Below are 19,643 nucleotides of genomic sequence, written 5' to 3'. Positions count from 1 at the left end.
CTTTAATCGTTCCATCCTCCCTGTTCAGACTTCATATCCTTCACAGACAGTTTCTGCCTCTTTTATGTGATCCAGGAATATCCTCCGTATTCCCTCATATTCTCCAAGTCCCTTAAACACGCACTCGACTCTGCATCCGATCTCTTCCAGCCGGCTCTTCCAGGAATCTTTCCTTCCTACCATATCATGCTTTGCATGCTCTCCCGCCACGATCATGAAGGGAGCAAGAATCACACGTCGGTAACCTTTTTCCAAAATCTCCATCTGGAGCGGCTCGAACGGCGTATCTGCCTCAATCGTTCTCATGTAGAAATTTGTACGGCCCATGTCTTTCAGCTGCCGGTCCAGAGCTGCATATACGGCATTTGCCTTATGGGCAGTTCCGTGCCCCAGAAAAATCACAGCCGTATCCTCCGGTATTTCCCTGAATTCCTCTGTCAGTACCTTCCGTACATCTGCACAATCCTGCTTTCCCGTCAACAAAGGCGTCCCGAATGCGACGGAAGCAAACGTCTCCATGTAGGGCAGAACGTCATCTTTCATCCTGTCGTTTTCCATTCCGTTGATCACGTGAGTCGGCTGTACGACAACATGGGTAATGCCGTCTTTTTTCATTCGTTCCAGGGCCTCTTTTACCGTATCCACATGGTAACCATCTCTGCATTTCAGTTTATTTATGAGAATATTGCTGGTCCAGGCCCTGTAGATACTACGATCAGTATAAACGTTTTCGATATCTTTTTCAATTGCCTCGATGGTTTTCACCCTGGTATCTCCATGGCTCGTTCCAAAACTCACGACCAGAATCCCCTTTTTTACATTCTCCATAGATTCCCTTATACTCCCTTTCCAGCACAAAAAAGGGCCGTTTATTTCAGTCGATAAAACAGCTCCCTGACGGCCTCCGTCACCTGTTTTGTCAGGCTGTGGCTATTTCCGGAGGCGGTAATTCCGGCCACGAGATCTCCCTTCACTGCAATGCCCGGGAAATAGAAGTCACAATTTTCCTTTTTCCCCGCGTCATTGACCGGTATCCCTCTCTGCCTGCATAATTCAGAAATCCTTTGATTCACGTCCATATCATTCGTTGCTGCAATTACGTAGTCTGCTCCATCCACATCGTCCTCAGAAAAAGGCTTCCTCTTCCACCAAATATAGCCGTCCCGCACATATTTGTCAATCTGCTCCGTCACCTCCGGCGCAGCAACGATAATCTGAAGGCCGCCGCTCTGCCGTTCCTGTTTTTCCGAAGATACGTTTACAACAGACATAAACGCCTCAATCCTTCGCTGCACCACTCTTCCGCCTCCAACAAACAGCACGGTTTTACCTGACATATCTACAAACAATGGAAAATAACTGTTTTTCTGCTCTTCCATTACCGTCCTCTTTCTTTCCATATTTTTGTGTTCGGCAGTTCTTTATATACCGTGGTCAAACGGCCGGAACTATCCTGTATCCCCGCGGTGTCACCATTTTTCCGTTTATGACAGTCGTCTGTTTATTTCCTATAAAAACGGTTGTAAACATATCTACTTCCCTGTTCCTCAAAGCATTCAGTGTAAGAACTTCGGCATGCTCTCCCTCTCTGCCGATATTGGAGACGATTCCGCACACCGTTTCCCCGTCCCTGCAGGACAGCAGCAGGTCACACGCTTTTTTCAGATAATCTTTTCTCTTTCTGCTGGATGGATTGTAGATACAGATTACAAAGTCAGCCATAGCAGCTCCTAATATCCTCTTCTCAATCGTTTCCCACGGTGTGAGCAGGTCGCTCAGGCTGATAACGGCAAAGTCGTGGATTAAAGGAGCGCCCAGAACGGCCGCCCCTGCCGTTGCCGCCGTAACTCCAGCCACAGTCTCCACCTGTATATCCGGATATTCCTGTCCTATTTCCATCATGAGCCCGGCCATGCCGTAAACGCCTGCGTCTCCGCTACATATCATAACGACCGTCTTTCCCTTCTTGGCCTCTTCAAATGCCATGCGGCAGCGGACCGTTTCCTGTTTCATAGGCGTAGTCAGCATCTCCTTTCCCGGAAAATGGCTGCGAACCAGATCCACATAGACCGTATATCCGATGATTACATCGCAGCGCTCCAGAAGCATTGCAGTTTCGATCGTCATTTTTTCATACGCCCCCGGACCGATTCCCGCGACGTAAATCATTTTTTCATTCTGTTCCATAACACTCCATTTCTCCGGCTGCTGCCGAAATGTTTCCGATACTCTCAGGAACCATTGATCTTCTTAGTCACAGTCATCTCTTACAACCTAACCGATGATCTTTGCAAAAACGGTCAGAACCGCCAGGAATCCTGCGTTGACCGCTGTAAAAACAGCCATATATTTGGGTTTGCTGCTCCCTTCTGCATGAACGTAATACCGGTAGGAGATCAGGCTCGCCAGAGAGGCGATCAGCGTTCCAAGTCCGCCGATATTCACTCCCAGAAGCAGTTCTCTATAATTGTCCGTAAATCCTGACAAAAGAATAGCCGCCGGCACATTGCTTATAACCTGGCTGGCCAAAATGGAAGCCTCCAGCTCCCTCTCTGCCAGAAGCTGTTCCAGCGATCCGGCTACTGCCGGAATTCTTCCCATGTTCCCAATGAACACAAAAAAGAAAACAAACGTCAGAAGCAGGCTGTAATCTACACGCCTCAGCACATCTTTTTCCGTGACTGCAACGGTAACGAGCGTCAGAAGAAATGCCGCCTGATACGGCACCAGATGAAGTACCGTCCCGAGACAAACCAGGAATAAAAGAGCATATTTTATGACCGGGCGCCCTTCTGTTCCATCTCCTTTCTTCCCTTCTCTCTTTGCAGTTTCACTATCCAGAGAAACTGCAATCTTCTCTTTTTTCATCGCCAGTATGCAGATGGACAGCAGCAAAAAGGACAATGCCGTATAAGGAAATACGGTCTGTATAAAATCGCCGAACGCCATCTTGGAAACACTGTACAGATACAGGTTCTGTGGATTTCCAACAGGAGTCATCATACTTCCCAAATTAGCGGCTACCGTCTGAAGTACTACGACAAAGATCATATGCTTTCTCTCTCCTGCCATTTCCAGCACCATGACCGCAAACGGTACGAAGGTAATCAGGGCTACATCGTTTGTCACGAACATGCTGGAAACAAAGCAGAGGGCCACGAGCACAGCCGTCAGCTGGCGCGTGTTTTCCGTTCTGGAGAGCATACGCGTTCCCATGTCATAAAATACTCCGGCTCTGTTAAGCCCTGCCATTATGGTCATCAGAGAAAACAGCAGCGCAAGAACGCGAAAGTCTATGTAAGAGATATACGTCCCGTCAGGAGGAATGAAAAAAGCAGAGATCAGCGCCAGCACAAAGGAGATACTCAGAACCGTCTCTTTCTTCACAAATCTCTTTATCTTATCCATAGTAAAATTCCCCTTTTCTTCAAAAGAAAATCTTATGCCAGAAAAGGGGAATTGTCAATTATTTTATCTTCTTTATTTGTATCTTCTGCTCTGTTCTCCGCCAACGACGGCGACTCTTTTTGTGGTGATTACGTTGCTGCCAAGGCCCAGTACGTTTTCGATTACTACTTGACCGGCCTTCACGGGAGCTGTCAGCTTCTGTTTCCTGATCTCTGCCATGACGTCGAATATCCTGTCCCTTGGAACCGGTCTGTCCAGCCTGACGCTGGCAAGGGGCAGCTCTCCTCCTTTTACCAGCACGGAGCTGGCAATATTTCTCAGCGGGTTGGTCATTTCCTGAATGACGTATTCCCTGCCTCTGGGGCATGTATGGCCTGTCGTGATAATTTCTTTTCCTTCCATGACCTCTGCCGTAACTTCACATCCCATAGGCACATAATGCATATAAACTGCCTTACCATAAAATGCTCACCTCCAGCCTGTCTTTCTGATTCAGCATTTCTGCCTTTACCGTGATCTGTATCATTTCTGCCGGAATGGCCCGCTTCATCTTCTTTTCCAAAATCGTCTTTCCACTCTGCGAAAGCCGTATCACGCAGTCTTTCACCGGCTTTCTTACCCTCATGGAAAGCTTGAAGTCTTCCTGCCCGCTGATCCTCTGTGGAATCGTATGAGTGACATTTTCGTCCGTCATCACTTCCAGAGGGCACTCCGGCAGTTCTCCTTCTTTAATCCAGCGCGCTGCGGCCTCAGCCAGGCTCTCTGCTTCCATGGACACGAAATCGACCAGATCATGGACCTGCAGCACATTTCCCGCCGCAAAAATTCCCGGAACGCTCGTCTGGTAATTTTCATCTACGACAGCCCCTTTGCTCCTTTCATCGAGAATGACTCCGGCCGCCAAAGAAAGTTCGTTTTCCGGGATCAGCCCTACGGAAAGGATCAGGGTGTCACAGGGATACTCCTTTTCTGTTCCTGGAACCGGCTGCATGCGCTCATCCACCTGGGATACGACTACGGCTTCCAGCCTCTCATTTCCCCTGATCTCTGTCACCGTATGGCTCAGATACAAAGGAATGCCGTAATCATTCAGACACTGTTCGATGTTCCTCGGCAGGCCGCTGGCATATGGCTGTACTTCAAATACCGCCTGTACATGGGCGCCTTCCAGAGTCATGCGTCTGGCCATGATCATTCCGATATCGCCCGATCCCAGAATGACCGCTTCTTTTCCCACCATTTTATTCTGCAGATTCACGTAACTCTGCGCCACACCTGCCGTATATACACCGGCCGGCCTCTGGCCTGGTATACTAATCGCTCCCCGCGTTCTCTCACGGCAGCCCATGGTCAGAATCACCGCTTTGGCCTGAATTTCCATAATTCCATCCCTGGATACGGCCGTCACTTTTTTATCTTCCGTGATGTCTATAACGGTCGTATCTGTAATATAGGGAATCGGACAGGATTCCACTTCGTCGATAAACCTCTGTGCGTATTCCGGCCCGCTTAATGTCTCACCGAATCTGGTCAGCCCGAATCCATCGTGAATGCACTGCCGTAGAATTCCTCCCAACTGATGTTCCCTTTCCAGAATCAGCACATCCCTGATTCCCTTTTTCCAAAGTTGGGCCGCCGCCGCCAGACCGGCAGGTCCTCCCCCAATGATTACTGCATCTGCCTGCCTCATACTTCCTCCCTCACTTTCCCCGTAAACATCCAGCTGTTTTCCTTTGAATATCGCACTTCCTCGCAGGCAATCCCAAGCTCTTCCTCAATCATTTTCGTGATTCTCGTCTCGCAGTACCCGCCCTGGCAGCGTCCCATCGTCGCCCTCGTTCTGTTCTTGATTCCGGTCACCGTATGTACTCCCAGAGGATTGTGGATGGCCTGCAGAATCTCTGCTTTCGTCACATTCTCGCAGCGGCAGATCACCTCTCCGTAATTCGGATCATTCGCAACGGCCGCTTTCTTTTCCTCTGCCCTCATTTCTGAAAATTTCCGAATTCCCTTTCTCCTCGGATTAAACCCCGGATTTTCGGCCAGCTTTTCTTTTTCCGCAATGATTCTTACCGCCCGTCTCGCCAGCGGTAGTGCGCAGGTAACTCCGGGAGACTCAATTCCCACCAGATTTACCGTATTCGGATGTTCTTCATCCGATTCCAGCATGAAATCCAGAATTTCTCCTGTCTCAGGGTCGTATCGTTTCCATCGGATGCCTGCAAAATTCCGTATAAAATAATCTCGTTTCATCTGGCTGAACATCTTCTGTCCGTCACGGATCAGGCCGTCCAGGTGCTCCTTTGTCACACGATAGTCCTCGCGATCCTCCGTCACATAGGAATCCGGCCCTACCAGTACATTTCCATCCACAGTGGGAGTGGCATGTGTAGAAAATCCACCCTTGTCATTTGGCGCCGGATAAACAGGGATATTCAGATATTTTCCCGCCTTTTTGTCCAGTACGAAATATTCTCCCTTAAACCCTTTCGTCGGATAGTTTGGATACCCCAGCATCTCTGAAATCTCCGGTGCGTACATGCCTGCACAGTTGATCACCCATCTGGCCGCATAACATCCTTTCGACGTGTGGATCCTATATATGTCTCCTTCTCTGACAATCGATACTACGTTCCGCCCAAAATAGAATTCTGCTCCATTCTGACATGCATTTTCAGCCAGTGCGATCGTATACTGCATCGGGTCCAGAATCCCTGAATCCGGCACATACATGGCAAACTCCCCTCCTGCGCTGGAATCCAGCCTGTTTAATTCCTCTTTGCCGATGATCCTCAAACCTTTTACGCCGTTTTTCTCTCCTACGGCCTTATATTTTAAAATGTTCTCCATATCGTGGCTGTCAAAACCGACCACCACTTTTCCCGTCCTTTTAAATGGAATTTCCAGCTCTCTGGCTACCTGGTCAAATTCCTGGTTTCCTTCGACGGCACATTCCGCTTTCAGGCTGCCCGGCTGATACGTAAAGCCTGCATGCAGCATACCTGTATTTCTGCTGGAATTACCGCATGCCACATCCAGTTCTTTTTCGAACACTGCTGTCTTCACCTGGTACCGGGACATCTCTCTTGCCGCCGCACATCCGATTACGCCAGCTCCGATCACTGCTACGTCAAACACTTTGTCTGCCTCCATCGTCATCCTCCTCTGTTATGTAAAAAGAATATCATAGAAGTTTTTTCCCATAAAATAAAAAAGTCATGGTCTATTATTACCATGGCTTTTTCTGTCTTTCAATATCATGTTCACAGAAGGAATTACTTCTGCCTTTTTCTGCACTTTTCAGACAAATTTGTCTGATTTGTCTCTTGCTCCAGTTCCTGCTGTCTCAGTATCCGTTCCTTATTCTGTATGAGATGAGCTGTCATGGCATCGTATGCTTCGCTTCCCTTTCGCCCTGCCACAGCTTCATAAATCCTCTTGTGGGCTCTGACCGTCTGTTCCTTCAGCCTGTCCAGCGTCACATTTTCCTGAAGGATAATCGTCTGGCAGATCGCAGGAAAAAGGCTGTGTACAACGAGATTCCTGCTGCAGCCTGCGATGGCGGTGTGGAACTCCATATCGATCTCATAATAATTCTCTCCCCTGCTGCATGCCTCTTCCAGCCGCTCACAGTTTTCTCTCAGGCGGCGGATCTCATCCGCCGTTCCGTTTTCCGCCGCCAGGGAAGCCATTCTCGGCTCGATCAGGAGCCGGACGTCCAGAAGATCACGAACCAGTTTGTTCTTATCGCATACCATGGACAGGCCAAGTGGATCGTCGCTCATACCCAGCTTTGAAGAAACAAAGGTACCGGCTCCCCGCTGTACCTCCAGAATATTCCTGTCCGCCAGTATCTTTATGGCCTGTCTTACCGTATTGCGGCTGACTTCCAGCATCGCGGCCAGTTCGATCTCATTGGGAAGCTTTGCTCCAATCCGGTAGTTTTTTTGGTAAAGCATATCACTGATTACATCTGCCGTTCTCTCCGGCAGTGATTTAAAATGTATTTTTCCCATTGTACTATAAGTAAAACTAAACGTTCCTTTCAGTTTTTTTAAGTAGCTATCTGCCCCGGGCAGACGTATAATGGTAACTATACCATATCCGCAGAGCGGAAAGAAAGGATTTACCATGGAAAGTTTTTTAAAAATGCTGAACGCGCAGGTGATTCTGCTGATCTATCTCTGTGTCGGATTTTATTGTGCCAAAAAGTCAATAATCGATGAACATGCAAAGCAGAAGATGACGGACCTGATTCTGAAAGTCACCCTCCCCTGTATGATCTTCAATTCATTCAACAAGCCCCTTACTCCTGATATTTTAAGGGAAACAGCCGTCGTATTCTTTGTGGCGCTCGTCATTGCCGTCCTCTCCTTTCTGTGCGGGAAAGTACTGTACAACCGCTATCCGCGGGAAAAAAAGAGCATTCTGCAGTATACCACTCTTGTAAACAATTCCGGTTTTCTGGGTATGCCTATGGTTTCCGCCGTATACGGTACGGACGGACTGCTCTATGCCTCCATTTTTATCATACCAAACAGAATTGCCATGTGGACAGCCGGTATCAGCATCTTTACAAAATCAGACTTCAAGACCAACGTGAAGAACATTCTGCTGAATCCATGCATTATCACCGTGTTTCTTGGACTGGCACGGCGTATCATAGGAATTCCTCTGCCAGCATTCGTGGATACGGCAGTTTCCCAAATGGGAAACACCACGACGCCTCTTTCCATGTTCGTCATAGGCACGATGCTGGTAGGCGTGTCTATCCCATCACTATTTGAAGGGAGCATCTTCTACCTTTCTTTTGTCCGTCTTCTTGCCCTTCCGCTCGTAGCTCTGGCGGTATTAAAGCTTCTGCACATGTCGCCTCTCCTTGCCGGCGTATCCCTGATTCTGACCGGAATGCCGGCCGGAAGCACCAGTGTGCTGCTCTCCGTAAAGTATGGAGTCAATGCGGACTACGCCTCACGCTGCGTAGTTATGACCACCATACTTTCTTTAATCACCGTTCCGATTCTGATGTTTTTCATTTAGCCTCATATGGGGAACGAATGGATCGGCCGGCTGTCTAAGAGACTCCGCCCCCGCAGCCGATACATTTCTCCAGAACCTCCAGCAGTTTATCCACTTCGATCGGCTTGGAAATGTGCCCGTTCATACCACTTTCCAGAGATTTTTTGGAATCTTCGTCAAAAGCATTGGCAGAAAGTGCAATAATCGGTACAGTACGCGCATCCGGCCGTCCAGATGTACGTATACGCCTGGCAGCTTCCAGGCCGTCCATGACCGGCATTCTAATATCCATCAAAACGGCATCAAACCGGCCTGGCTCTCCGCTGCAGAAGCATTCGAGGGCCTTCTGCCCGTCAGCAGCACATTCCACCGTAAAACCATGCATTCCCAGAAGCGTCTGAGCGATTTCCCGGTTGAGTTCATTGTCCTCCGCCAGCAGGATATGCCGCCCGTAAAAGTCCGCGTGCAGTACCTGCTCTTTCGTATGGTCTGTTTCAGGAATTTCTTCTGAAGTGTAGTCAAAGGTCAGTGTAAAAAAGAACTCTGAGCCTTTCCCCGCCTCGCTGCGGACTCCCAGAACGCCTCCCATCATCTGAACCAGGCGGTAGGAAATCGACAGTCCTAGTCCTGTACCGCCCCGGCTGGATGCCGTGCTCGCTTCTGCCTGTTCAAACGGATTGAAGATGCGGGACATGGCCGCCTGGTCGATACCGATTCCGGAGTCGGCAACAGAAAAATGAAGCACCGCCCGAGGCTCCGTCTCCAGTTCCTCCACCCGCACTGTAATTCCTCCCTGATCCGTAAATTTAACCGCGTTTCCTATAATATTTACAAGCACCTGGTTCAGCCGAAGGCTGTCCGCATGCAGGATCCGGTTCCTGATACGGCCGTCCTCCACCCGCATGGTAAGTCCTTTTTCCAGTGCCTGGGCATGGAAGAGGGATTCCAGACTGGCTAACAGCTGTGTGAGGTCCAGCGCACCGTAATTCAATTCCAGCTTTCCGCTCTCGATGCGGGACATATCCAGAATATCGTTAACAAGATCAGCAGATACACATTCGACAATTCGATCTTTTCCAGACAGTCCAGGGTTTTTACCGGATCGTTTACCACACTTTTGGCAATCGTCGTCATACCGCTGATGGCATTCATCGGTGTCCTGATCTCATGGGACATCCTGGAAAGGAAGTCTGTCTTGGCCTGGCTTACCGCGTCTGCTTTGGACTTCATAATGAAGGAAGGAACGATCTTCACCAGTTCCTTGAGCAGCTTGCGGTATTCCTGCGTCCACTCAAATCCCTCCCGGTCCACCTCAAAGCTCATGGAGCCGACGTACTCGCCGTAGTCCCAGATACCGGCATGAAGGCAGGAGGCAATATCGGAAATCCCCTCTCTCAGGTTGTGATCCGCCAGCCCGTCTTCATCATACATATCTGAGCAAAGCTCAAAATCTTCATTTGAAACGTAAAATTCCTGCCCCAATTGAATATCTGCGCGCCTGCGCGCCCACTGATATGAAAAGCGGTACGTCAGATAGGCCCTGTTAGCTTCAATGATGGAAACCCGGTCAAAGCCGCATGTTCTTCCGATGCGGGCAAGCAGAAGGTTGACTGCGTCATCCAAATTTTTTGCCTTGCCCAGCAGGTCCAGGGCAAATGAAATCAGGTCTCCGCCTGCGCGGGTATTCTCCGGCTCAATCTCATTGACCAGATATTCATCGGTATAGAGCTGGGTCAGAAACGTTCCTACCGCATTGGATGTATTCAGATAACATGCCGCCTGTCCCTTTCCGTTTTCCTTGACATACTTGAGCGTGCTCTCAGCGCAGCGGTAAAGCGAATTGTAGTCCCATGTCACCTCTGTGCTGCACATGCCAATACTGGCAGAAACCTGAACGCCCCATTTCGTGTCCGCCAGAATATCCTGCACAAGCCTGGCAATCCTCGGCCCGATGACCGAAGCACGAGATTTATCACAGTTCTTGATAAACAGCATAAATTCGTCTCCGCCCAACCGTATTTGAATCTGATCCGGTCCTGTTTCCGCCAGAAGCACGTCAGCCACTTCCTGAAGAATGGTATCTGCAAACACGTTGCCCTCTTTTTGGTTAATTCGTTCAAAATCATCCATATCCAGCAGCATCATTACGCCGTTCTCGCCTGACGGGCGGCTGTCCAGGTAGTCCTGAACCATCCGGATGCCCGTTTCCTTGTTGTAAAGTCCGGTTAGTCTGTCCCGCGACCTGGCTTCCTCCAGCGCCAATTCCATCTCTTTCTGACGCGTAATATCTTCCACAATGCCGATCACGAGCTGAGGCGCTCCGCCTTCGCTGCTGCGGATGACGGACAGCGTCTCCCGGCACCAGAAGGTTCCGTCCTTTCCCCTAAATTCACATGCAGCGGTGTGTTCCCCCCGGTGAATCCGCTCATACGCGTCATAAAATGAAGCATGAAATTCTTCATCCACCTGCTCTGCTGCAAAACTTCCCGGCATATCCGTGTAACAGTTTTGGCATTTGTATATGGTGCAGGTACGTTCCGGTATCGTACAGATTCCCGTCTGAGGATAGTAGTAGAACTCGCAGGCCGTCGTATGTTCAAGGGCCACATGGAGAATCTCATTACTTGCCTCTACCTGTTCGGCCAGAAGCTCGCTGCGCTGCTCCACCATTTTCCGATCATTAATGTCCATGAACACGCTCTGGATTACCAGTTCACCATCCAGATCCAGAATGACCTCGGCCCTTCCAATAATCCAGCAGAGCCTGCCGTCCTTCTGAATCAGCCTGTATTCAAAGGGATTGATGTCCCCCGCTTCTGAAGCCGTGCAATCTCTGCCATAATACGCGGCCGGTCTTCTTCTGCAATCAGGCTGGGAAGGTCCCAGTTCTCTTTTGCCCAAAACTCTTCCGGTGTATAGCCAAAAATCCGTATGGCTTCGTGGTTTGCGTCCTTAAACTTCACTCCGCTGCCTGATATATAATACTGGACAATCCCGGTCAGAACAGAGTGGAACAAATGATCGTAACGGGCGGCCTGCTTTTCCAGCCGTTCCCGCGCTTCCCACTCTGCCGATATATCGCGGATCACGCTGATACAGATCTCCCGTCCGTCCTCAGACAGGCCCTTCTTTCCCACGTCATTGACCCAGATATAGCTGCCGTCCTTTTTCCTCATGCGATATTGAATCTCATAGGGCCTGCCGACCCGGAATGCCTCGGCAACCTTGGCATCCACCCGCGTGATGTCGTCCGGGTGCATACAGTTTATAACCAGACCTCCTATAGCGTCTACAAATTCTTCATAAGTGTAGCCCAGGTAAGCCAGCATGTAATCATTGACGTAATAGAGAGGAAATCCCGGCTCCAGATATCCCCCCATCATACCTCCCGGAATATTCTGCCCCATGATATCCAGAGATTTTATCCCAACATTTCGTTCCAGTTCGGAACGGTCAAGAGGCTGGCAGGAAAAAACTCGCCCTCATCCTGCCGGATGTCAGGCGTAGAAGCGTGGATCGAGGCAATTCTACAGGTACCGTCCATGTCCTCGACGCAAATAGCAGATACCCTGATCCAGACTCCGCCGGCCTCCTTGGCAGCCGGGCAGACCGATGCAGTCAGCAGTACCGCAGCAGACGTATCCGTAACTTCATTTTCCTGGATATATTCATACTCGATCCGGAATGGCTCCGGCGTCACTGCAAACTCTGCGAGCAGCGCCTCTGCCGTCCGGTCCCGTCCATAAGTGAGCTCCGACTTTCCCGTGCCTACCCACTGCACGTCCTCAGCCAGACAAGCGAGCGTGTCAATCACGTCCCGCCGAACCAGGTAGGCCTCGAAAAATGTGCGTACTAATTTGACCGCTTTACCTGTCTGCATCCTTTTACACCTCTTTCTATCCATCAGTCGTGTTTCTGCATGGCGTTCCCTTCACCTTGCGCACGGCCATAATCTCTTTTGTTATAGTTTAACAAAAGCGCAGGGAAGTTACAAGGCATTTTTCAGCGTTTTGCTGCAGAAGCTTCCATATCTGGCGGACGCTTCCCTTTATGGAAAAAGCAAAACTGCTGCACCCGTATGCCGGTACAGCAGTTTTGCTTTAAGATAGGGAAAAAATATAAACCGGGCATTGCCCGTCTGCCCGCAAAATCAGGTAATAGGAGCTGGATTGAATACGCAGAAGTCGTTGTACAGTCTGTACTTTTCTGCAAAGCTCTGTTTTTTTCCACCGGCTATGTCGATGATCTCCTGGAATAATTCCATTCCGATTTCTTCGATGGAAGCCTCTCCCGTAGCTGCCGGTCCTGCATTGACATCGATCAGATCCGGCCACTTCTGTTTCATTTCATTTCTGGAACATACTTTTATCACAGGAGCGGCTGCCAGCCCGTAGGGCGTTCCTCTTCCTGTCATAAACACCTGGACCCCGATACCGGAAGCCAACTGACACGGCCCGCAGACGATATCGCTGGCTGGTGTTGCCGCATAGATCAGGCCATGTTTCGTCGGCCTTTCTGCCGGAGACAGTACTTCTACGACCGGCGAGGAGCCGGATTTGGCGATGGAACCCATCGCTTTCTCCACAATGTTGGCGAGTCCGCCCTTTTTATTGCCTGGAGAAGGATTGGCACTCCTGTCCACCTCTCCTCTATTCAGATAATTATCATACCAGCGCATTTCTTCCGCCAGACGTTTTCCTACTTGTTCGTTCATACACCGTTCTGCCAACAGGTGCACCCCGTCTCTGACTTCCGTAACTTCAGAAAATAATACGGTAGCACCAGCCTGTACCAGCATATCGGCCGCATATCCGGCTGCCGGATTGGCCGAGACGCCGGAGAAAGCATCGCTTCCGCCGCACTGCATGCCTATCATCAGCTGAGACAGAGGGAGTTCTTCCCTCCTTCTCCCATTCAGCTTTGCCAGCTTCTGATCTGCCATCTCCATTAAAGCGGAGATCATATTGTCAAACCCTTCCATATCCTGCAGCACGATTACATTTTCCGGATTTATGTACGCTTCATCCAGCAGTTGATCGACCGTAAATTTTTCGCATCCAAGGCTGACCACCATCAGTTCGCCTCCGAAATTCGGGTGCCATGCCATATTTCTCAAGGCGCGAATCGGCACTTTTGCCTCGGGAGCATGTATCGCCACGCCACAGCCATATGCGTGATTGACGGCAACGATGTCATCGACGTTTGGGTATTTCGGAAGCAGTTCTTTTTTCATCTTTTCAACTGCTACGTTCAACACTCCAGTTACGCACTGCACAGTCGTGCTGATTCCCAGTATATTCCTGGTTCCGGCATATCCGCCTCTGGGATTTCTGTATCCCATAAATGTCTTAACCGGCGCCTTTGGAAGATCAGTTACGATGTTCCTGGCAAATACCATTTTATCCAGGTCCGGCGACACTGGAAGTTCCAGCATGTATTCATTAATCCAGTCACCCTTTTTAATCTGATCAACTGCATATCCCAGAATCACGCCGTATCTTACGACAGCCCCTCCTTTTGGGATATCCTCCAGAGCGACTTTATGGGCCTGGGGGATATCCTGGTTCGTCACAAGGCCATCCATGAGTTCTGTCCCTTTCGGAACGTCGTCCACCACCACAACAACATTATCTTCGTCTTTTATTTTTACATATCTGCGTCTTTCTCCCATATTTCTTCCCTCACTTTAACTTTTTTTCTGTTCCAGGTATGATTGAAAGCGCTCGACTGTACGCCCCGCCATTTTCGCCAGGTCTACTGCATCCGACATCATGACGAGCATGTTGTATCCCTTGTCATACAGCATTTTTGCATGTTCCACATCATTGGCTACCGTAGCCAGAAACTTCTCCGACGGGATTACGATCTCCTCGATCCTCTTAATCTGTGCCTGAACCGCGTCACTTCCGATCTGTCCCATCATGCCCATGGAAGTGGACAAATCCATGGGACCGATGAAAATGCCGTCCAGATCCTCTACTTCCATGATCGCCGGGAGGTTATCAATCCCCTCTGTCGTTTCAATTGCCACCATAACCAGGTTCTCGTCATTGGCCCGCTGCAGATACTGCCCACGGTTCATTCCATAACCGGCCGCTCTCGGGCTTCCCGCGATTCCACGGATTCCCCTCACCGGATATTTACAGCGCGCCACCGCTTCTTCCGCCTCTTCTCTGGTATTCACATAAGGTATGGAAATCCCCATTACTCCGCAGTCACAGATTCTCTTTAAGGCAATCAGATCGTTCCACGGGGCTCTTGCAAAGGGAAGACACCCCGTGCCTTTCACTGCCTGACACATGCTGAGTACGGTCTGATAATCGGCCGGAGAATGCTCCACATCGATCATCACCACGTCAAAACCGGCGTTAGCCATAATTTCTGCCGATACATTGCTGGCCAGATGAAGCCATGCCGCCGATACCTTTCCCTTATTTTTCAGTCTTTTTTTCACGCTGTTTTTGTATAACTCATTCATGAAAATCTCCTTTCAGTCAGTAACCGTTCAGGCGGCAGCTGAACGGTTACGTAAAACTGCTGCGAAGCCTTTCTTTTACTGCCCGCAGCAGCTGCGCATGTCTGTTTACTGTGCCGTCAATGTGTCAAGCGACGGGGCATCCTTCAATACTGCTGCAAATATGTCCCTCTTCTCATACATATGCTTCTTGTTCTCTTCTGCGGAAATCACATGAACTTCATAGCCCTGATCGTTCAGTTCCTTCACATAGTTTTCATCTTTGCCGATTTCGATCATGGCGCTGCTGATCTCATCTACAATTTCCTGCGGCGTATCCTTTGTAAAGAAGATACAGTACTCCTTCGTAAAGTCAAAGGGCTCGTCTCCCATCTTCACACCCTGCTCTGCAAACGTAGGGTACTCTTTCCCTTCGATTCGCTCGCCGGTCAGAAGGCCCGCTACCTTAACTGCGATCTGATCCTCAACGCCGTCTTTCGTATACTGTTCTGCCGTTGAGAGGTCCACGAAAATCATCTGGCAGTTGCCGTCCCAGAGAGCCTGGTATTTGGTCTCCGTAGAGCCTGCAACGAATACTTTCAGGCGGCTGGCTACGTCGTCGCCGTAATCTTCCTTCATCCAGTTATACACACCGATAAATGCCAGGTGGGAAGAGCCGCCTGATTCACATGCCACCTTCACGATTTCATTGGGGTTATCTTTCATCCAGTCTGCCAGTTCAACCAGGTTGGAGTAAGGCGCTTTTTTACTCACAACGAAACAGGAACCTTTGCTTTCTGCAATTCTTGGTCCTACGATCATATTGTCCAGGGAGTATTCGTCTCCGTATACGCCGAGCACAACGCTCAGCCATGTATTGTCATGGAAAATCATCATGGTATTGTTGTCCGCAAATTTCGCCGTGGTGATCTCCTGCAGAGCATTGGCCTGTCCGATGGGATCGATCTTTCCCTTTAAATCCAGCTTATTGTTCAGATAATTGACAGCCACGTTTGCCGCCAGATATGTATCGCCGCTGGTAGAACCTGCGCCCAGAATGAACCGGACCCGTTCTCCCTTAATGGAATTCTCTTCCTTTTTTCCACAGCCTGCCATGGAAAATGCCATCAGACCGGCTAATGCGAGTGCCATCATTCGTTTCATTGTCTTTTTCATAAATTTCCTTCTCCTTTTATTTTTGTTTTTTGCTTTTATGGTTATCTGCCAGAGCATATGCGACAGAAGCGATAATCATTGCCCACAGCGCCCATGCAAGCGGCCCTCTCGTAAAGAAAATCATCAAATTCCGTCCGCTCCCTTTAAAGAATCGATAAAATATTTTTCAAAGTCTCCGCCCAGGATAAATCCGATCAGAAACGGAGCGTTAGGAATATTAATCTTGTTGAAAACATAGCCAAGGGCACCGAAGATGAACATGGCCCAGATGTCAAACATAATTCCGTTTTTCGCAGCGTATGCGCCGACGACACACATCAGGATGATGACCGGATACAGCCTGGTCTTGGGGATATATATAATTTTGGAAATATACTTGATCGCGAAGAACATCACCAGAAACATGATGACATTGGCAATCAAAAGGGCGACCAGCACCGTATTCCATGTAGACGTGTTCTGCTTTATAAAAAGAGGCCCTACCGCAATTCCCTGAAGCATGAACGCTCCGATCAGTACAGCCGTTGTGGAATCACCTGGAATTCCCAGGGAAAGCAGCGGAATCAGGCGCCGCCGGTCAGTCCGTTATTGGACGATTCGCTGGATATCAGCCCTTCCTCAGAACCTGTCCCGAATTTCTCCGGCTGCTTCGAAAAGTTCTTCGCCTGAGAATATGCCAGGATGGAAGCCGCACTTCCTCCGACGCCAGGAAGGATTCCCATAAACGTGCCGATTCCGGCGGACCGGATCAGGTTAATGGTCTGTCCTTTAAATACCGACAAGGAGAATTTTCCTCCCGTCTCGCCGCTCACATCATACTTTGCCTTTTTCATGCCTGTTTCTGCCTCTTCCAGTATCTGGGAAACTGCGAACAATCCGATGATGACAGGAAGCAGTGAAAAACCATTTCTCAGTGTGACGGTAAGAGGACCGGGAACCATGCGGACCATGTTGTTGTCCGTAAACACGCCCACAAGGGCGAACATGACGCCAAGACAGCCTGCAAAGATGCCGCGGAGCATATTTCCCTTGGAAAGCGCCGCAATAACCGTGAGCGCAAATACGATCAGCAGAAACTTTTCTACCGCGGAAAACTTGATGGCAATGGAGGCCAGCACCGGCGTAAACAGCCAGAGCACGATCAGGCTGAAAATACCGCCGAACAGGGACGATACAATGCCGATTTTCAGCGCCTTTTCTCCTTCTCCTCGCTTTGCCATGGGATATCCGTCAAAACACGTCGTGATCGAGGACGGAGTGCCCGGGATATTAATCAGAATCGCCGGGATCAATCCTCCGGAAATCCCTCCTACATACAGGCCCAGAAGCAGATACAGTGCAGTTCCCATATCGTAGGCATATGTAAGCGGAAGAAAAATCGCTACGGCCATCGTGGATGTCATACCGGGAAGGGCTCCGAAAATAATTCCCATAACAACGCCGAATCCGCAGATCAGAATCTGGAATATACCTATTTCAATCATTTTTTATGCCTCCTTTCTTCCTACGGCAGTGTAATGTTGAACACATATCCGAAGATGAACCACACGAATACGGTGAAACATACCGACAGCACCCCGGAAACCACCATGGATTTCTTTTCCTTTTTTCCTTCAAAAATCACTCCATACAGGAAAATGCAGATCAAGCTGGCCGGTACGAAACGGATCAGATCCAGCAGAATCAGATATACGACCGACAATACCACCGTTCCCCAGAACTTTTTACTGTCATATCCCTCGGCAAAAAAGTGTTTCCCTTTGAGACTCAGCTTTTCCCCCTTTTTCTTTCTTGCAATCCCTTCCGTCAAAAGAATCAGCACCAGCAGCGCGGTGAGGACAACCGCCATAATCTTCGGTACCAGCAGATGACTGGTGGAATAAACGATCTGTACTCTTGGAAGTGCAAAAGCCATTCCCATTCTCTTCTCCTCCTCTCAATCAGCTGATCTCTCCCAGTCCAATCAGGTTTCCAGCCTCATCAAACTCCAGTTCTTCCGGTTCCGATTCGATTACAAGCCCCGGATTTTTTTCAGCTTCTTTATAATAGACTTCAGACAGCATAATGTGTTCGATTTTCAGGCTGTTGGCAATACGGACAATCCTGATCCGATCTTTGTCTACTCCCGTACACGTTCGGATGCAGACCTGTATGGCCTCTTTGTCATTCTCCATCACCATCGGAATTCTGGCGTTTTCCACCACCGTGGACGTGATCAGATTCGGGTATGTAAGATCAAAATTCAGTTTGTTGTAGAACCGCCTCGTCGTCGCATGTGCCATGCCCATGCCGCAGCCGCTGTGATGGCTTTCCCTGCTCATATCCAGGATGGCCACCCGTTGGGACTTCAGGCCGCCGGATGCATACGGCGTCACAAAGGTTCCTGTTATATTGGGGTCCATACCGCTTCCGCTGAAATTTTTTCCGATGACGTCGCAGATCAGCACATCGCACTCCGGAACAAGGATTCCCGGCATAAGGCTTCTGGCTTCTTCCAGAAGGGCCGGTTCTTTTTCTTCGATTTCATCGTGGTTAATGACCGCAATTTTAGATGTCTCGTCATAGGAGTTCTCCAGGACGGCCACTGCAAACAGGATATTCGCGTGTTTCAGGATGGCTCTGCCAAACATGGGAACGTATTTCGCCATCTGACCGAATCCGGCCTCATGGCACACATCTGCTCCCGCCTGCTTACCCAGGCCGATCGTCATCATTTTCATGATTCCGCTCTCATAGGGCCCCCTGAAACAGGTGTGCGGCTTTATACGGCAGTTGACGATGATTCCGTCTGCTTCTGCGGAATTCCTTCCGATCAGCACATCCATTCCCTCGTCGTTGACGCCGATTTTCACTACGTCCATATCGCATTTCACGGGACATTCCATGGACTCTTCCGTAATGCCGTAATTTGCCAGTATCTCCCTCTGCCCTTCTGCTGTAGCTCCTCCGTGACTTCCCATGGCTGCCACGATAAAAGGACTGGCCCCTTTTTCTTTTACGAAGTCTACAATGGTTTTTGTGACGATCACAAGATTGGCAATCTGCCGGCTTCCAACCGTAATGGCGATCTTCATTCCCGGACGTATCTGTGAGGAATACGTTTCCTGTTCCAGTTCGTTCCGTATAATTGCGGGTATATCACCCGCTTCAATTCTTTCAGCTGAAAAAAGCTGCCTGACTTTAAACATTTTTGGAATCGGGACCTGTTCCACCAAACGTGATGTGACGCTCTTCATATTTTTTCCTTTCTTTTTCCATCTTTTTTATAAATTCATTATACATTTCACCAATTTGAATATCTATTGACATAAAAGATAGGATTTTATTGAATTTTTCTACAATCATGTTTTTATTTCATTTTATGAACAGATGATTTCAATTTTTATTTCAATCCTGCATCAGGAGAATAAAAAAGAGGGTGTTGCAAAAGTCGAATCCGCATTGCCGCCGATACCAGATTTCGTTCCAGGCGGTGGCCAAGTCACTACATCTGGTATCGGAGGCAATGCTCTATTCCTTTTTGCAACATCCTCTGTTATACCTTTATCCTCTCAGCAACTTCTTTACCAGTTGCAAGACGTATATC

At 49.2% G+C, this 19,643-nt stretch carries 19 protein-coding genes and 1 pseudogene; 2 read left to right on the top strand and 18 right to left on the bottom strand.

Going from position 1 to position 19,643, the window contains the following annotated elements; translation table 11 throughout:
• Positions 1-24 precede the first annotated feature (24 nt).
• The 8 genes from DXA13_RS08910 to DXA13_RS08875 form a co-directional block, all read right to left on the bottom strand.
• Positions 25-828: a sirohydrochlorin cobaltochelatase gene (locus DXA13_RS08910; RefSeq protein ID WP_118243572.1), complete on the bottom strand. Its 804-nt coding sequence runs from the start codon at positions 826-828 to the stop codon at positions 25-27.
• 41 nt (positions 829-869) lie between these two features.
• The gene (locus DXA13_RS08905) at positions 870-1,379 is read right to left on the bottom strand and encodes a bifunctional precorrin-2 dehydrogenase/sirohydrochlorin ferrochelatase (protein ID WP_181995586.1); all 510 of its coding nucleotides are present in this window, start codon (positions 1,377-1,379) and stop codon (positions 870-872) included.
• A gap of 55 nt (positions 1,380-1,434) precedes the next feature.
• Complete coding sequence (gene cobJ / locus DXA13_RS08900) at positions 1,435-2,187, bottom strand: precorrin-3B C(17)-methyltransferase (protein WP_118243566.1); 753 nt, start codon at positions 2,185-2,187, stop codon at positions 1,435-1,437.
• Between the two features lie 87 nt (positions 2,188-2,274).
• The gene (locus DXA13_RS08895; protein ID WP_118243563.1) at positions 2,275-3,408 is read right to left on the bottom strand and encodes an SLC13 family permease; all 1,134 of its coding nucleotides are present in this window, start codon (positions 3,406-3,408) and stop codon (positions 2,275-2,277) included.
• A gap of 72 nt (positions 3,409-3,480) precedes the next feature.
• A complete protein-coding gene (locus tag DXA13_RS08890; RefSeq protein ID WP_347559788.1) occupies positions 3,481-3,852 on the bottom strand; it encodes a DUF1667 domain-containing protein in 372 nt (123 codons plus the stop codon).
• Positions 3,853-3,862: 10 nt separating this feature from the next.
• Positions 3,863-5,098 carry an FAD-dependent oxidoreductase gene (locus DXA13_RS08885; RefSeq protein ID WP_118243560.1) on the bottom strand — a complete coding sequence of 412 codons (1,236 nt, stop codon included), beginning with the start codon at positions 5,096-5,098 and terminating at the stop codon, positions 3,863-3,865.
• On the bottom strand, positions 5,095-6,561 hold the full coding sequence (locus DXA13_RS08880; protein ID WP_118243558.1) for an NAD(P)/FAD-dependent oxidoreductase: 1,467 nt from the start codon (positions 6,559-6,561) through the stop codon (positions 5,095-5,097). The genes DXA13_RS08885 and DXA13_RS08880 overlap by 4 nt, the downstream gene beginning before the upstream one ends.
• Positions 6,562-6,683: 122 nt before the next feature.
• The gene (locus DXA13_RS08875; RefSeq protein WP_278287036.1) at positions 6,684-7,424 is read right to left on the bottom strand and encodes a FadR/GntR family transcriptional regulator; all 741 of its coding nucleotides are present in this window, start codon (positions 7,422-7,424) and stop codon (positions 6,684-6,686) included.
• 70 nt (positions 7,425-7,494) lie between these two features.
• Here DXA13_RS08875 and DXA13_RS08870 point away from each other — a divergent pair, with 70 nt between their 5' ends.
• Positions 7,495-8,448: an AEC family transporter gene (locus DXA13_RS08870; protein WP_347559787.1), complete on the top strand. Its 954-nt coding sequence runs from the start codon at positions 7,495-7,497 to the stop codon at positions 8,446-8,448.
• 34 nt (positions 8,449-8,482) lie between these two features.
• Here DXA13_RS08870 and DXA13_RS21645 read toward each other — a convergent pair whose 3' ends face one another.
• The 10 genes and pseudogenes from DXA13_RS21645 to DXA13_RS08835 all read right to left on the bottom strand — a co-directional run bounded on the left by DXA13_RS21645 (position 8,483) and on the right by DXA13_RS08835 (position 19,293).
• The gene (locus DXA13_RS21645; protein ID WP_243009034.1) at positions 8,483-9,448 is read right to left on the bottom strand and encodes an ATP-binding protein; all 966 of its coding nucleotides are present in this window, start codon (positions 9,446-9,448) and stop codon (positions 8,483-8,485) included.
• Positions 9,415-10,620 carry a diguanylate cyclase gene (locus DXA13_RS21640; RefSeq protein WP_243009042.1) on the bottom strand — a complete coding sequence of 402 codons (1,206 nt, stop codon included), beginning with the start codon at positions 10,618-10,620 and terminating at the stop codon, positions 9,415-9,417. Before DXA13_RS21640 ends, DXA13_RS21645 begins: the two co-directional genes overlap by 34 nt.
• 587 nt (positions 10,621-11,207) lie before the next feature.
• Positions 11,208-11,810: a PAS domain-containing protein gene (locus tag DXA13_RS21635; protein ID WP_243009033.1), complete on the bottom strand. Its 603-nt coding sequence runs from the start codon at positions 11,808-11,810 to the stop codon at positions 11,208-11,210.
• 38 nt (positions 11,811-11,848) lie between these two features.
• Positions 11,849-12,307: a nuclear transport factor 2 family protein gene (locus DXA13_RS21630; protein ID WP_243009032.1), complete on the bottom strand. Its 459-nt coding sequence runs from the start codon at positions 12,305-12,307 to the stop codon at positions 11,849-11,851.
• A 270-nt stretch (positions 12,308-12,577) separates the two neighbouring features.
• A complete protein-coding gene (garD, locus tag DXA13_RS08860; protein ID WP_118243552.1) occupies positions 12,578-14,098 on the bottom strand; it encodes a galactarate dehydratase in 1,521 nt (506 codons plus the stop codon).
• A gap of 15 nt (positions 14,099-14,113) precedes the next feature.
• Positions 14,114-14,905: an aldolase/citrate lyase family protein gene (locus DXA13_RS08855; protein WP_118243549.1), complete on the bottom strand. Its 792-nt coding sequence runs from the start codon at positions 14,903-14,905 to the stop codon at positions 14,114-14,116.
• Between the two features lie 105 nt (positions 14,906-15,010).
• Entirely contained in the window at positions 15,011-16,057 is a 1,047-nt protein-coding gene (locus tag DXA13_RS08850) for a tripartite tricarboxylate transporter substrate-binding protein (RefSeq protein ID WP_181995584.1), read from the bottom strand.
• Positions 16,058-16,180: 123 nt separating this feature from the next.
• Positions 16,181-17,460, bottom strand: a pseudogene (locus DXA13_RS08845) (tripartite tricarboxylate transporter permease).
• A 101-nt stretch (positions 17,461-17,561) separates the two neighbouring features.
• Positions 17,562-17,978 carry a tripartite tricarboxylate transporter TctB family protein gene (locus DXA13_RS08840; protein ID WP_118243545.1) on the bottom strand — a complete coding sequence of 139 codons (417 nt, stop codon included), beginning with the start codon at positions 17,976-17,978 and terminating at the stop codon, positions 17,562-17,564.
• Positions 17,979-17,997: 19 nt separating this feature from the next.
• Entirely contained in the window at positions 17,998-19,293 is a 1,296-nt protein-coding gene (locus DXA13_RS08835) for a lactate racemase domain-containing protein (RefSeq protein ID WP_118243543.1), read from the bottom strand.
• Positions 19,294-19,426: 133 nt separating this feature from the next.
• On the opposite strand from DXA13_RS08835, the gene DXA13_RS21260 reads away from it, so the two are divergent.
• A partial coding sequence (locus tag DXA13_RS21260) for a hypothetical protein (protein ID WP_207662158.1) occupies positions 19,427-19,643 on the top strand: 217 nt, incomplete at its 3' end.

The organism is Clostridium sp. AM58-1XD (assembly GCF_003464085.1).
Lineage (GTDB): Bacteria > Bacillota > Clostridia > Lachnospirales > Lachnospiraceae > Lachnoclostridium_A.
Note: the sequence above shows the minus strand (reverse complement) of the source record. Positions and strands in the feature narration are given on the sequence as shown.

What these genes read in the sequence shown, in the direction of transcription:
- DXA13_RS08850 (WP_181995584.1), bottom strand. Translation starts at nt 16,057, where the DNA reads ATGAAAAAGACAATGAAACGAATGATGGCACTCGCATTAGCCGGTCTG.
- DXA13_RS08905 (WP_181995586.1), bottom strand. Translation starts at nt 1,379, where the DNA reads ATGGAAGAGCAGAAAAACAGTTATTTTCCATTGTTTGTAGATATGTCA.
- cobJ (WP_118243566.1), bottom strand. Translation starts at nt 2,187, where the DNA reads ATGGAACAGAATGAAAAAATGATTTACGTCGCGGGAATCGGTCCGGGG.
- DXA13_RS08835 (WP_118243543.1), bottom strand. Translation starts at nt 19,293, where the DNA reads ATGAAGAGCGTCACATCACGTTTGGTGGAACAGGTCCCGATTCCAAAA.
- DXA13_RS21635 (WP_243009033.1), bottom strand. Translation starts at nt 11,810, where the DNA reads ATGATGGGGGGATATCTGGAGCCGGGATTTCCTCTCTATTACGTCAAT.
- DXA13_RS08870 (WP_347559787.1), top strand. Translation starts at nt 7,495, where the DNA reads ATGGTAACTATACCATATCCGCAGAGCGGAAAGAAAGGATTTACCATG.
- DXA13_RS08885 (WP_118243560.1), bottom strand. Translation starts at nt 5,098, where the DNA reads ATGAGGCAGGCAGATGCAGTAATCATTGGGGGAGGACCTGCCGGTCTG.
- garD (WP_118243552.1), bottom strand. Translation starts at nt 14,098, where the DNA reads ATGGGAGAAAGACGCAGATATGTAAAAATAAAAGACGAAGATAATGTT.
- DXA13_RS21645 (WP_243009034.1), bottom strand. Translation starts at nt 9,448, where the DNA reads ATGTCCCGCATCGAGAGCGGAAAGCTGGAATTGAATTACGGTGCGCTG.
- DXA13_RS08875 (WP_278287036.1), bottom strand. Translation starts at nt 7,424, where the DNA reads ATGGGAAAAATACATTTTAAATCACTGCCGGAGAGAACGGCAGATGTA.
- DXA13_RS08910 (WP_118243572.1), bottom strand. Translation starts at nt 828, where the DNA reads ATGGAGAATGTAAAAAAGGGGATTCTGGTCGTGAGTTTTGGAACGAGC.
- DXA13_RS21640 (WP_243009042.1), bottom strand. Translation starts at nt 10,620, where the DNA reads ATGGTTCAGGACTACCTGGACAGCCGCCCGTCAGGCGAGAACGGCGTA.
- DXA13_RS21630 (WP_243009032.1), bottom strand. Translation starts at nt 12,307, where the DNA reads ATGCAGACAGGTAAAGCGGTCAAATTAGTACGCACATTTTTCGAGGCC.
- DXA13_RS08840 (WP_118243545.1), bottom strand. Translation starts at nt 17,978, where the DNA reads ATGGGAATGGCTTTTGCACTTCCAAGAGTACAGATCGTTTATTCCACC.
- DXA13_RS08880 (WP_118243558.1), bottom strand. Translation starts at nt 6,561, where the DNA reads ATGGAGGCAGACAAAGTGTTTGACGTAGCAGTGATCGGAGCTGGCGTA.
- DXA13_RS08895 (WP_118243563.1), bottom strand. Translation starts at nt 3,408, where the DNA reads ATGGATAAGATAAAGAGATTTGTGAAGAAAGAGACGGTTCTGAGTATC.
- DXA13_RS08890 (WP_347559788.1), bottom strand. Translation starts at nt 3,852, where the DNA reads ATGCATTATGTGCCTATGGGATGTGAAGTTACGGCAGAGGTCATGGAA.
- DXA13_RS08855 (WP_118243549.1), bottom strand. Translation starts at nt 14,905, where the DNA reads ATGAATGAGTTATACAAAAACAGCGTGAAAAAAAGACTGAAAAATAAG.